Source organism: Brachybacterium hainanense (assembly GCF_042434575.1).
GTDB lineage: Bacteria > Actinomycetota > Actinomycetes > Actinomycetales > Dermabacteraceae > Brachybacterium > Brachybacterium hainanense.
In genome coordinates, this window is record NZ_JBHLSV010000002.1 from 189,114 (window position 1) to 200,944 (window position 11,831).

8 protein-coding genes and 1 tRNA gene are annotated in these 11,831 nt (G+C 75.1%); 4 read left to right on the plus strand and 5 right to left on the minus strand.

Annotated elements, in window-relative coordinates:
* Nucleotides 1-90: 90 nt before the first annotated feature.
* From ACFFF6_RS02370 to ACFFF6_RS02390, 5 genes are all read right to left on the minus strand, one after another.
* On the minus strand, nt 91-627 hold the full coding sequence (locus ACFFF6_RS02370) for a hypothetical protein (protein WP_376977864.1): 537 nt from the start codon (nt 625-627) through the stop codon (nt 91-93).
* A 250-nt stretch (nt 628-877) separates the two neighbouring features.
* Nucleotides 878-965, minus strand: a tRNA-Ser gene (locus ACFFF6_RS02375).
* Between the two features lie 64 nt (nt 966-1,029).
* The gene (locus ACFFF6_RS02380; RefSeq protein ID WP_376977866.1) at nt 1,030-2,619 is read right to left on the minus strand and encodes a cation:proton antiporter domain-containing protein; all 1,590 of its coding nucleotides are present in this window, start codon (nt 2,617-2,619) and stop codon (nt 1,030-1,032) included.
* Nucleotides 2,620-2,788: 169 nt separating this feature from the next.
* Nucleotides 2,789-3,949, minus strand: coding sequence for a DegT/DnrJ/EryC1/StrS family aminotransferase (locus ACFFF6_RS02385; RefSeq protein ID WP_376977867.1), 1,161 nt, complete (start codon nt 3,947-3,949; stop codon nt 2,789-2,791).
* Nucleotides 3,946-5,127 (minus strand): polysaccharide biosynthesis protein, encoded by a 1,182-nt coding sequence (locus ACFFF6_RS02390; protein ID WP_376977869.1) that lies wholly within the window; start codon nt 5,125-5,127, stop codon nt 3,946-3,948. Before ACFFF6_RS02390 ends, ACFFF6_RS02385 begins: the two co-directional genes overlap by 4 nt.
* A 509-nt stretch (nt 5,128-5,636) precedes the next feature.
* On the opposite strand from ACFFF6_RS02390, the gene ACFFF6_RS02395 reads away from it, so the two are divergent.
* The 4 genes from ACFFF6_RS02395 to ACFFF6_RS02410 are packed head-to-tail and all read left to right on the plus strand — an operon-like array spanning nt 5,637 to nt 11,831.
* Nucleotides 5,637-8,324: a LuxR C-terminal-related transcriptional regulator gene (locus ACFFF6_RS02395; RefSeq protein ID WP_376977870.1), complete on the plus strand. Its 2,688-nt coding sequence runs from the start codon at nt 5,637-5,639 to the stop codon at nt 8,322-8,324.
* Complete coding sequence (locus tag ACFFF6_RS02400; protein WP_376977871.1) at nt 8,321-9,820, plus strand: tyrosine-protein kinase domain-containing protein; 1,500 nt, start codon at nt 8,321-8,323, stop codon at nt 9,818-9,820. The genes ACFFF6_RS02395 and ACFFF6_RS02400 overlap by 4 nt, the downstream gene beginning before the upstream one ends.
* Nucleotides 9,817-10,386, plus strand: a complete 570-nt coding sequence (locus ACFFF6_RS02405) for an arsenate reductase/protein-tyrosine-phosphatase family protein (RefSeq protein WP_376977875.1) — start codon at nt 9,817-9,819, stop codon at nt 10,384-10,386. Before ACFFF6_RS02400 ends, ACFFF6_RS02405 begins: the two co-directional genes overlap by 4 nt.
* Nucleotides 10,383-11,831 (plus strand): hypothetical protein, encoded by a 1,449-nt coding sequence (locus ACFFF6_RS02410; RefSeq protein ID WP_376977878.1) that lies wholly within the window; start codon nt 10,383-10,385, stop codon nt 11,829-11,831. Before ACFFF6_RS02405 ends, ACFFF6_RS02410 begins: the two co-directional genes overlap by 4 nt.

Below are 11,831 nucleotides of genomic sequence, written 5' to 3' on the forward strand. Positions count from 1 at the left end.
ACCGCGGTGGATCAGGCGACCGCGAGGATTGATCCTGCGACCGGATTCACGCCGCCGCGGCGACCCCGCAGACGGCGGTGCTCGCGCAGATCAGGCCGTCGCCATGACCTCCTCGTCGAGCTGCACATCGACGCCGCCCATCAGGTCCGCGACCCGGACGACGCCGAAGCAGGGCCCCTCGAAGGCGAGGTCGAAGACGAGGTCGACGTTGACGCCCTGGGCGTCCTCCACGACGGTGAAGCCGTGCTCCGGCAGGACGGTCCGATAGAACGAGACCACGGACTCCGCGTCCTCGGTCAGGACGGTGAACTGCCAGTTCCCGGAGAAGGCTCCCAGGTCCGATATCTCCGTCCCGGCGGGGATCGGGAACTCGGCGACCCCCTCGGGGCCGCCGTCGGGGACGGGGATCATCTCCGCCTCGGCGGCGCCCGCAGCGGTGTCCTCGGACTCGCCGCCCTCCTCGGAGGGTTCGGCCTCCTGCGCGGGCGTCTCCTCGTCGGCCGGGTCCGCGGCAGGTGTCGCCTCCGGCTCCTGTGCATCCTCCTTCTCGGAGGAGCCGCACGCGGCCAGCAGGGCCGCCGCCCCGCTCGCCGTGCCGATCAGGAACACCCGTCGTGTGCGTGTCATGGCTGCACGTCCTCTGCATCTGCCGCGGGTGTCATGCCCACCCGGGCCCGGCGCTCTGCCGGGAGCTGCGACCAGCCTCCCGTCGCGGCGATGCAACGGCAATGGGCAGAAGTCCCCACCCTGCCCGAGCATCCGGGGCCGCTCCTCTCCGTCCGCCGGGGCCGCGGCAGAAGCCCCGAGGCGGCGGGACGACGACGAGGGCCCCCGTCGTGGACGGGGGCCCTCGGGACCTGGAACCCCAGGTCAGGAGCGGTAGCGGCGGGATTTGAACCCGCGGTGCGGGGTTACCGCACACGACATTTCGAGTGTCGCACCTTCGGCCGCTCGGACACGCTACCGCCGACGATTCTAGGGGGCGGCGGGTGCCCCGGCCAAACCAGAGAGGGGCGGACGCGAGTCAGCTCACGTCGCCGCCTCCTCCTCCGGCGGCAGGGCGAGGTCCGCGAGCGCGATCCCCGCCCCCGAGTACAGGTTCAGCACCGAGCCCACCCCCTCGGCCTCGAGATGCTCGACCTGGTCCTGATGCTGGGCGACGGCGGCGACCGTCCCGTCGAAATCCGCCTCCCGCAGCTGCTGGAGCGCGAAGACGTTGGAGTCGTGGATCGGCATGGCGAGGATGACGGTCTGCACGAAGCCACCCGCCCGGATGCGATGCCAGAACTCGAGATCGGTCGCATCGCCCTCGAGCACCCGGTACCCCTCGGCGCGCAGCCGCTCCACGACGCCATGGTCGTTGTCCACGCCCAGCACCTGCCGCTCCCCGGTCTCGTGGAGGCGCTCGTAGGTGGCGCGGCCCACGCGCCCCATCCCGAAGACGACCACGTCCACGCCGGTCGTGTCGATGGGGCGGTCGGCTGGACGCAGCCGGGCGGGATCGGCGGCGGGAAGGCGTTCGGCGATGCGGCCCACGATCCCGGCCGCGCGGGCGTTGAGCAGCGAGGAGATCACCATGGATCCGGCGACGGCGATCGCGATCACGGCGAGCCACCGCTCCTCGAGCAGCCCGCCGTGCACCCCGACGGCTGCGACGATGACGGAGAACTCGGAGAAGTTCCCGAGCACCAGCCCGATCCGCAGGGCGGTGCGGTTGCGCAGCCCGAAGAGGCGGGACAGCGCGGCGAAGCCGAGGATCGTCACCGGCAGCAGCACGAGGCACAGCAGCAGGGCGAGCCCCAGGTCCGCGGGATGGGGCCGGGCCTCGAGGCCGATGGTGAGGAAGAACCCCACGAGGAGCAGCTCCTTCACCCCGAACAGCGCTTTCGACAGGTCCAGGGCCCGCGGGTGCGAGGCGAGGAGCATCCCCATGACCAGGGCGCCCAGATCGCCGGTGATGCCGACCAGCTCGAACAGCTCGTAGCCGGGCCCCAGCGCCGTCGCCACCCCGAAGAGGATCAGCAGCTCTCCCCATCCGACCCGCTCGAGCATCCGTCGCAGCAGCCAGGACGCGGGGACGAGCAGCACGAGGGCGAGCGCCCAGGGGCTGGGCGGACGGCCCTCGGCTGCGGAGAGGAACGCGACCGCCGCGATGTCCTGGATGACCAGGATCGCGATCGCGATCTGCCCGTAGAGGGAGCCGTCGTCGGAGCGGTCCTCGAGGACCTTCACGCACAGCACCGTGGAGCAGAAGGACAGGGCGAAGCCGATCAGGGCGAGCGTCCGCCAGGGGATCCCGGCCGGCGCGAGGCCCGCCGCCCCCGCGAGGGCGAGCGTCACCGCCCCGGCGAGGACGCTCAGGACCATGTGGATCAGGGCGGTGCCGAAGGCCTCGGGGCGCCAGATCGTGCGGACGTCGAACTTCAGGCCGATCGTGAACAGCAGCAGGGTCACGCCCAGCTGCGAGGCCTCCGCGAGGCCGGGGAACGGCCCGACGCCGAAGCCTCCCAGCAGGAAGCCCGCGACGAGGAACCCGACCAGCGGCGGAATCCGGAGCAGGTGCGCGAGGAGTCCGAGGACGAGGGCGGCGCCGAGCGTGGTGGCGATCTCGACGACCATGGCTGCGCCTCCGCTCCCGCGTGCCGGGATGGACGTCCCGGCCCTGCTGGGAGCGTAGCCCTGCCGGAGGCGGCGCAGAGGCCGCCTCGCGCGCCGCAGAGCGGCAGGAGCAGCATGTGCGCCGCCCTGATCACGGGGTCCGACCGCCCGCGTCCCGGGCACGCTCCGATCAGGCTCTGCTCATCGCCCGGTCGCGGCTGCGGATCTCGTGGATGATCTCGCAGACCTCCTCGATGTCCCGGGCCGAGGAGGCCGGGGAGCTGGGCACGGCGAGGCACCGGTCGAACAGGTCCTCCGCCTGCCCGGTGATCCGGTGCGGGGAGCGGTCCCGGTCGGCGAACAGCGGCTGCCGGTGCAGCGGGGTGAACAGCCGGCGCGTCTCCACCCCGCGGGCGGCGAGCTCGCGGCCCAGCGCCAGCACGGCGTCGGGTCCGGGAGCCGCGTCGTCCAGGCGCAGCACGGTCAGCCAGCAGCTGTCCTCCGCGTCCGCATCGCCGTCCCCGCCGAGGATCCCGAGCCCGGGCTCCTGCAGACACAGAGCGCGGTAGCGGTCGCGGTGGGCGCGCCGCGCCGCGAGGAACTCGTCGAGCCGGCCGAGCTGGGCCCGGCCGAGCGCGGCCAGGACGTTGGAGAGCCGGTAGGCGAAGCCGATCTCGCGGTGCAGATAGTGGGGCACGGGCTCGCGGGCCTGCGTGGCGAGATGGAGGACCCGGTCGGCGAGCTCCTCGTCATCGGTGAGGACCGCGCCGCCTGCGGAGGCGGTCACGATCTTGTTCCCGTTGAAGGACAGGGCGGCCGCGAGCCCGTGGGACCCCGCCGGGGCGCCGTCGCGGCGCGCTCCGAGGGACTCGGCGGCGTCCACGAGCAGCAGGGCGCCGTATCGCCGCGCGATCCCGGCCAGCCGCGCATGATCGGCGACCTTGCCGTAGAGGTCCACGGGCAGGAGCGCCCGGATCGGCCTGCCGTCGCGCCGCGCCTGCGCGCAGACCTCCTCGGCCAGCTCCGCGTCGAGGTTCCCCGACCGGTCGCAGTCCACGAGCACGGGCACGGCGCCGGTGTAGGAGATCGCGTTCGCGGTCGCGACGAAGGTGAGGGTCGGGCAGAGGACCCTGTCCCCCGGGCCGATGCCGGCGGCGAGCAGCTGGAGGTGCAGGGCGGCGGTCCCGCTCGCGACCGCGACCGCGCGGGCCCGCCCGGTGCGGGCGGCGAGCTCGTCCTCGAAGCGGTCGAGGTCCGGGCCCGCCGGGGCGATCCAGCCGTCGGCGAGGACCCGGGCGAGCGCCTCCTCCTCGCAGGGTCCGACGAGCGGGACCGACAGCGGGATCCTCATCGCGGGGCCGCCCCGAGCAGGAGGGGTGCCGCACGCCGCTCGGCGTCCGCCGCCGGGGGCGCGGCCGAGGCACCGGGGACGGCAGGTCCGGCACCGACGAGGGCGCGCACCTCATCGGACCAGGCGTGGATCCCCGGCAGCCGCGCCGGGTCGACGCTCTCGCAGCGCACCCGGTGGATCCCGTCGCGGGCCGAGCGGCCGATCGTCTCCCGCTGCGAGATGAGCGCCTCATGGAGCTTCTCCCCGGGACGCAGCCCGGTGATGCGGATGTCGCAGGCGACGCCGGCGATGGCGGCCACCTGCTCGGCGATGTCCAGGACCCGCACCGGCGCCCCCATGTCGAGGACGAGGGTCTGCCCCGCCGCGCCGACGGCGAGCGCGCTCAGCACGAGCGAGCAGGCCTGCGGGATCGTCATCACGTAGCGGGTGACATCGGGGTGGGTGAGGGTGAGGGGGCCGCCGCGGCGCACCTGCTCGACGAAGGTGGGCAGCACGGAGCCCCGCGATCCGATGACGTTCCCGAAGCGCACCGACAGGAACCGGCGGCCGGTGCGAGCCGCGGCGTGGGCGGTCAGCCCCTCGGCGAGCCGCTTCGAGACGCCCAGGACACAGGCGGGATCCGCCGCCTTGTCGGTGGAGACGTTCACGAGGCGGGCCGTGCCGCAGCGGATGGCGGCGTCGAGCACGTGCCGGGTCCCGTGCACGTTGGTCATCCAGGCCTCGCGCGGATAGCGCTGCAGCAGCGGGAGATGCTTGAGCGCGGCCGCGTGCAGGACCACCTCGGGCCGGTGCTCGGCGAAGACCGCGTCGACCGTCCGGGCGTCGCGGATGTCGGCGAGCACGGTCTCCGCGGTGTCCAGCAGCCCGTGCCCGTGCAGGCTCAGCTCGAGCTCCTGGAGCGCGGACTCGTCCCGGTCCAGCATGATCACGCGCTCGGGGCCGAGGCCGCGCACCTGCCGCGTCAGCTCCGCGCCGATGGAGCCGCCGGCCCCGGTGACGAGCACGCGCCGTCCGGCGAGCAGCGTCCGGGCGGGGCCCAGGTCGACGGGAGGACGTCCGTGCCCGAGCCGCCGGAGCACGGCGGTCGCGAGCTCCGTGAGATCCGGCGCCCAGCGCGAGGCGGCGGACGAGGCGCAGGGCGCCCGGGTCTCGGGGGGACGGGGTGCCGTGGTCGTCATCGGATGCTCCCTCTCTCGCGGCGCAGGGTGGTCGGGCGTGCACCGGCCGGGCGCCGCGGACGTCGGCGGCGCCTGCTCGGCTCTCTGGCGGCGACGCTGTCATCCTCCGACCAGGTGCGGAGCATGCCGGAGCGGACTTCACCCCGGCTTTCACCCTCCCCTGCGAGCCCCGTCCGCGCTCCCTGTCCCCGCTCCCCGTCCGCCCTCTCCGAGGGTCCCCAGGAGGGTCCCCGAGGCCGCGCCGGAGGTGCTCCGGGGGGCAGTTCCAGGGACCCCCGCCGGGGACAGGAGACGGGCGCGGGGCCCGCCCCTACAGTGAGATCCGTCCCACGAGGCGAGGATGGCTCGGGACCGCGCACCGGACCAGCTCTGCGCGTCCCTGACACCCGCACCCCGACCGGCGGCCCGCGCGGCCGCCGAGTCCGAGCGTCCGACGGCGAGGAGGGACTCGCCCCCGGGGGCTCCAGCACGCGTCGCGGGGCGACCGCACCGGGAGGGGCCTCATTCCGATGGAACGCACAGCACGCATGCTCCGACAGATCCCCCGCATCGCGCCGGGGGCGATCGACCGACCCCGTCTGCTCGCCCGTCTCGACGGCCCCGCGCCGCTGGTGATCGTGCGCGGACGCGGCGGCACCGGCAAGACGACCCTGCTCGCCCAGTGGGTGCGCTCGCAGGAGCCCGAGGGCGGCACCGCCGCCCTGTGGATCGACGCGGACGAGGGCACCCGCTCGCGCACCGGCTTCTGGATGCGGATGCTGGGACGGATGCATGCGCAGCGGCTGATCGACGATGCGGAGCTGTACCGCGAGTCCGCCTCGATCGCCGATCGTCCCGAGACCCTCGTCGCGACGCTCCTGCGCGTGCTCGACGCGCAGGAGGGCCCGGTCGCGGTGGTGCTCGACGACACGGCAGCGCCGGGACGCGCGCCGTGGTGGGACCAGGTGTGCGCGGACCTCGTGGAGGTTATGCGCCGGTCGTCGATGCTGCGCTGCGTCGCGGCGGGGCGCTGCCGCACGAGCCTCGAGGACCCTGCCGTGCGGACCGTCCTCGACCTCGACGTCCTCGACGACGAGGCGCTCGCCCTCGAGGACGAGGACGTCGACCGGTTGATCCGGGCCGTCGCCCCGGACCTGCCGGCCCGGCTCCCGCGGGTCCTCGTCCGGCGGGAGGCTCTCTCCGGGCCCGCGGCGCGACGCATCGCGACCGTCCGCTTCGCCCTCGAGTCGCTGCAGCGCACCCCCGAGCTGCACGGGCTGGAGGAGCTCCCGCGGCTGGACCGTCTCCTGCGCAGCGCGGCCCGGCGCGAGCTCCAGGTCGAGATCCCCGATCCCGGGCTGCGACGCTTCCTCGCCCTCGTCGCCCGCGCCCCGATCATGGACGCGCCGCTGGCCGAGCGCGTGAGCGGCCGGGCCGATGCTCCCGCGCTGCTGGACCGGCTCGAGTCCGCGGGGGCGGGCCGATGGGAGGAGGACGCCGAGAGGTCGCAGGCCCCGGTCTTCCGCTTCGGGGAGCATCTGCGCGCCGAGGTGCTCGCCCAGCCCTTCCCGGGCGATGCCGCGCAGGCCCGGCGCGTGCACGCGGAGATCGCGCTGTGGCTGGGCACCGTGCGCGGCGAGCACCTCGCCGCGGTCCAGCTCGCCCTCCGCGCAGGCGACCATGCTCTCGCGGACACGCTCCTGCTGCGGGCCTGCCCCCTCGGGGACGAGGAGTCCGCACAGGTCGCGGAGCTGCTGCGGGAGCTTCCCGAGGCGGCCCTGCACGAGCACCCGATGCTCGCCCTGTGGCACGGGCTCGCGCTGCACGCCGATGTCTCCGCGCAGGATCGCGCCGTCCCCTATCTGCGCGCGGCCACCGCCCTGGGGCGCCGCGCCGGCACGGGGCCGGTCGTGGACGCTGCGATCCGCGACGCCTTCGAGAGCACCGCGCACCGGCTCCTGGGACGGCACGAGCGGATGCTCGAGCTGGCCCGGCGCACCCTCCCGGCCCTCGCCCGGATCGCGGAGCAGCCGGAGCGGGACCCGGAGCTCGACGCGCTCGTGCTCACCGCGATCGACCAGTGCGCCCTGGGGCTGCTGGCCGCGGAGGACCTCGACCTCGCCCGGCAGGCCCGGCAGCTGCAGCTGCATCTCGCGCGCCGGCAGGAGCGCGGTCCGCAGCAGCATGACGCCCTCGCCCAGCTCGCGCTGATCGGCGTGCTCTCCGGGGACTTCGCCGAGGCCCGGGAGGCCCTCGACCGGATCGGCCCCGAGGACCGCCCGCCGTCCCGGGGCACCCGGGGGCCCGGCTCTGCCGAGCGCATCGCCCGCGCCTGGATCCTGCTCAGCTCGGGACGCCCCGGGGAGGCCCTCGATCAGCTCGAGGGGGCCGGTCCGCCGCGCGAGTCGGCCGAGCACTGGGACCTCGCCGTGGGGGCCGAGGCGTTCGCCCTGGTGATGCTGGGCCGCGGCCACGATGCGGAGCAGCGCTTCCATCGGACGGTGCAGGAGCGGCTGTCCGTCCGAGCTCTGCCCGCGACCCGCCGACGGCTCCGCATCATCGGCGGCATCCTGCAGATCTCCACGGGCCGCGCCCCGGACCCGCCGGCCCGCCGCGGGAGCGCGGAGACCTCCTCGACGCTGTGCGCCCTGGCCGCGCTCGCGGAGCTCGCCGCCGGCGACGTGCACGAGTCCGTGTCGCTGCTCGGCGAGGCGGGCCTGGCGGCGACCACCCTGCTGCAGCGCATGATCGTGGCCGCCGTGACCGCGGTGGTCGCCGCTGATCCCGCCTCCGAGGTCGACCTCGGGGACGCCGTGCTGCGGATGGCCGCGATCCTGCGGGACTCGGGGGCGGCGTGGCCGGTCATGCTGATGCCCGCGGACGTGCGGGACCGCGCCCTCGCGGTGGACGGAGCCCGCGACGTGCTCGGCACCGCCTTCGCGGCCGTGCCCCCGCTGCTGCAGCGTCCCGTCATGGCGCTGCGGCCCGTGCCCCGGCTGACCGCCCGAGAGCACGAGATCCTCGTGCTGCTGCTGGAGACGGACCGGCGTGCGGAGATCGCCGAACGGCTCTTCGTCTCCCTCAACACGGTCAAGTCGCAGCTGCGCGGCCTGTACGGCAAGCTCGACGCGGGCAGCCGGGACCAGGCCCTGTCCCGGGCGCTGGACCTGGGGCTGCTGCAGCGGCACGATCACCTCTCCACGCGGATCGCGTCATGACCGCGCGACCGACCGCACGACCGGGCATGCGGTATCTCGCCCTCGAGGACGCCGGAGGCTCCTCCGACGCGGCCCGCGCGCTGCCCGTCGACGGGTCCGCGGGGCGGGGGCCCCTGACCCCGCAGCGCTTCCCGGGCGTCCTCCGGGAGCGGTGGCGCGCCGCACTCGTCGCCGCCCTGCTCGTGGTCGCGGCGGTGACGGCGGCGACCCTCCTGCCGGCCCCGCAGTACGAGGCGAGCGCGAGCCTGTTCGTGCGGACGACGACGAGCGGGTCGATCTCCGACCGGTCCGTCGCCGCGGACTACGCGCGAGGGCAGATCACGACCTACGCGGACCTCGCCACGACCCCGCTCGTGCTCGACCCGGTCATCGAGGAGCTGGCGCTGCCGACGAGCTCCCCGGCCCTGGCCCGCAGCGTCTCCGCCGCGGTTCCCCAGGACACGTCCCTGATCGTCGTCACCGCCCGCGCCGGCACCCCGGGGGACTCCGCCGCTCTGGCCGATGCGGTGGCCGCGAGCCTGCGCACGCAGGTCGAGGATCTCGAGGGGCCCACATCCGTGGAGCTGACCGTGGTCACGCCCGCGACCGTCCCGGACCGGCAGGCCTCCCCGGATGTGCTGCAGAACATCGTGCTGGGGGCGGTCGCCGCGGTGCTGGCCGCGCTGCTCGCCGCCCTCGTGCGGGACCTCCTGGACACCCGGGTCCGCACCGCGGAGGACATCCGCCGGCTGACCGACGCCCCGCTGCTCGCGGCCGTGCCGACGGTGCGCCGTCCCGAGGCCCTGGTCGCGCTCACCGACCGGGACGCCCAGGGGATCCTCGCCGAGGCCTACCGCGAGCTGCGCACGAACCTGCGCTTCCTCGAGATGCGGGGCCGCAGCCGCTCGCTGCTGGTCACGTCCTCGCGCGAGGGGGAGGGCAAGACGACCACGGCGATCAACCTCGCGGCCGCCCTCGCGCGCGCGGACCAGCGGGTCCTCCTGGTCGATGCGGACCTGCGCGATCCCTCGGTGCATCGTCGGCTGGGCCTCGAGGGCGGGGCGGGGCTGTCGACGCTGCTGATCGGCGATGCGGAGCTCGAGGACCTGGTCCAGCCCCTCGCCCTGGCGAACCTCACGGTCCTCGCGAGCGGCCCCGTGCCCCCGAACCCGAGCGAGCTGCTGGACAGCGACCAGATGACGGCCTTCCTCGCCGAGGCGACCGGACGGTACGACATCGTCGTCCTGGACTCCGCCCCGCTGCTCGCGGTCACCGACGCCACCGCGATCGCGCTGCGCGTCTCCGGCACCGCCTTCGTCACCGGGAGCGGGTCCGTCAGCCGGGCACAGCTCGCGCTCGCGCTGCACAAGCTGCTCCTCGTGCAGGCCCGCGTGCTCGGGATCGTCCTGAACCGCACCCCGCGCAGCGAGCGCACCCCGTACGAGGACGTGTACGGCGCCGCCGCGGCCCGCTCCTCGCGTCCCGAGGACGCATCCGGCCCACGGACCGGGCCATGAGCACCCTCCTGGTGGTGTGCACCGCCAATATCTGCCGCTCGCCGGTCGCCGAGGCCGCGCTGGGCCGGGCGCTCAGCGGGACCGGCATCACGGTGCGGAGCGCCGGCACCCGCGCCGTGCCCGCAGCGCCGGCCTCCCCGGAGACCGCGGCCCTCCTGCGAGAGCGGTTCGGGCAGGAGCAGGAGCATCGCGCTCACGTGCTCACCGCGTCCCTGGCCGCCTCTGCGGACCTCGTGCTGACGATGACGGTCCCGCAGCGCGGGCAGGTCATCGCCCTCGAGCCCCGCACGGTGCGGCGCGTCTTCACGCTGCGCGAGCTCGCCCGCATCCTGCCCCGCCTCCCGGAGGCCGCCCCCGCGGGCGAGGAGCCGGGGCTGCGTTCCCTCGCCCAGCGCTGCGCCCGTCTCCGAGCCGCGGAGCCGCTGCCGGTCTCCGCGCTCGACATCGAGGACCCCTACGGCGGGACGCCCGCCGCGTACCGGATGGCCTTCGCGCAGATCCTCGAGGCCTCCGGGATCATCGGCGCCGGCCTCGCGGCCCGGCTCCGCGGACGGGAGCCGGCATGAGCGCCGTCCCCGTCCGCCGCGCCCCCGTCCGTCCCGCGGCCCCGTCCCGCGACCGGACCGCCCCCCGCGGCCTCGGCCCGCCGGCCGCGATCCTCACGCTCGCCCCCGCCCTGCTCGTCCTCGCCGCCCATCTGTGGGCGACCACGGATCCGCAGGCCATGATCCATGCGAGCCTGCTCATCGCGGCGATCGGCATGGTCCACGGCATGGCGCTGTTCGTCGTCCTCGGCGGGGACCGCATCAGCCTGCCCGGATACTTCCAGGTCGGCAGCGCCGTGATCGTGGGGGCGAGCGGGCTGCTGGTCGCCCCGGACCCGTACTTCCTCGAGGTGCCGCAGCCGGACCGCTGGGTCCACGCGGCCCTGTTCGCGGCGACGTCCGCGCAGATCGGCATCGGCGCCCTGTCGCTGCGCACGGACCCTCCCGCGCCCGCTCCCCCGGCGCTGCTGCCGGATGCCGCCGCCCTGCGGGCCCAGCTCGCCGGCACGCTCCTCCTGGCCGGCAGCCTCGTGCTCGGCGTGCGCCTCGGCCCCTTCCTGGACGGCTTCGGCTTCGCGGCGATCCTGCTCGTCTGCGTCGCCGCCCTCCTCAGCCGGAAGGGGCTGCGCAGTCCGCTGAACGTCGTCCTCGTCCTGGCCGGGCTCGCCGCCTATCCGGTCCTCGTGATCTCCGGGACCGGCCGTCTGCGGGCGATCGCACTGGCCCTCGCGGTCGGCTACCTCGCCTTCCTCCGGTACGGACGGCGCTGGATGAAGACCCTCGGAGTCCTCGCCGCACCGGTGATCCTCGCGGCGCTCGGACTGTGGCGGCGCGAGTACGAGGAGGCGATGACGGGCCAGCACGGCAACGACACGGGGCTCTCCTCGATGTTCGTGGCGATCGGCAACCTGGGCTCCCTGATCCACGACTCGGAGCACGGCCTCGCACCGACGCTGGGCACCTCCCTGCTGTCCCCGCTGGGGGCCGCCCTGCCCGATGCCCTGCGCCCGGCCTGGATCCCCGAGGCGACGGGATACGAGCTGGCCGCGTTCACGGACCCGGAGCTGTACGGCACCGGATTCTCGACCGTCGCCTCGGTCTACGGGGACCTGTGGTGGAACCTGGGCCTGCTGGGCCTCGTGGCCGGGACACCGGTCCTCGCCCTGCTCCTGGGCCGGATCGACGCCGAGGCGGTGCGGGCCCTGCAGCGCGCCGACGGGGCCCCGCACCGCCTGCTGCTGGCCGTGCTGCTGCTGGCGCTGCTGGGCGGGGTCGGGGACCTGGTCTGGTCCGGCTTCCACACGTGGATCGTGCGGATGTACGCCCGCGCGGCGGCCCTGCCGCTGCTGGGCCTGGGGATGCTGCTCCTGCCGGTGCGCTCCACGCCGACCTTCGTCTCCCTCGCGGCCGTCTCCCCCGCGGACGACCTCCGCCCTGCCGCGGCACCCCGTCGCGCGGAGCGCTGA

What these genes read in the sequence shown, in the direction of transcription:
- ACFFF6_RS02395 (WP_376977870.1), top strand. Translation starts at nt 5,637, where the DNA reads ATGGAACGCACAGCACGCATGCTCCGACAGATCCCCCGCATCGCGCCG.
- ACFFF6_RS02405 (WP_376977875.1), top strand. Translation starts at nt 9,817, where the DNA reads ATGAGCACCCTCCTGGTGGTGTGCACCGCCAATATCTGCCGCTCGCCG.
- ACFFF6_RS02400 (WP_376977871.1), top strand. Translation starts at nt 8,321, where the DNA reads ATGACCGCGCGACCGACCGCACGACCGGGCATGCGGTATCTCGCCCTC.
- ACFFF6_RS02385 (WP_376977867.1), bottom strand. Translation starts at nt 3,949, where the DNA reads ATGAGGATCCCGCTGTCGGTCCCGCTCGTCGGACCCTGCGAGGAGGAG.
- ACFFF6_RS02380 (WP_376977866.1), bottom strand. Translation starts at nt 2,619, where the DNA reads ATGGTCGTCGAGATCGCCACCACGCTCGGCGCCGCCCTCGTCCTCGGA.
- ACFFF6_RS02370 (WP_376977864.1), bottom strand. Translation starts at nt 627, where the DNA reads ATGACACGCACACGACGGGTGTTCCTGATCGGCACGGCGAGCGGGGCG.
- ACFFF6_RS02390 (WP_376977869.1), bottom strand. Translation starts at nt 5,127, where the DNA reads ATGACGACCACGGCACCCCGTCCCCCCGAGACCCGGGCGCCCTGCGCC.
- ACFFF6_RS02410 (WP_376977878.1), top strand. Translation starts at nt 10,383, where the DNA reads ATGAGCGCCGTCCCCGTCCGCCGCGCCCCCGTCCGTCCCGCGGCCCCG.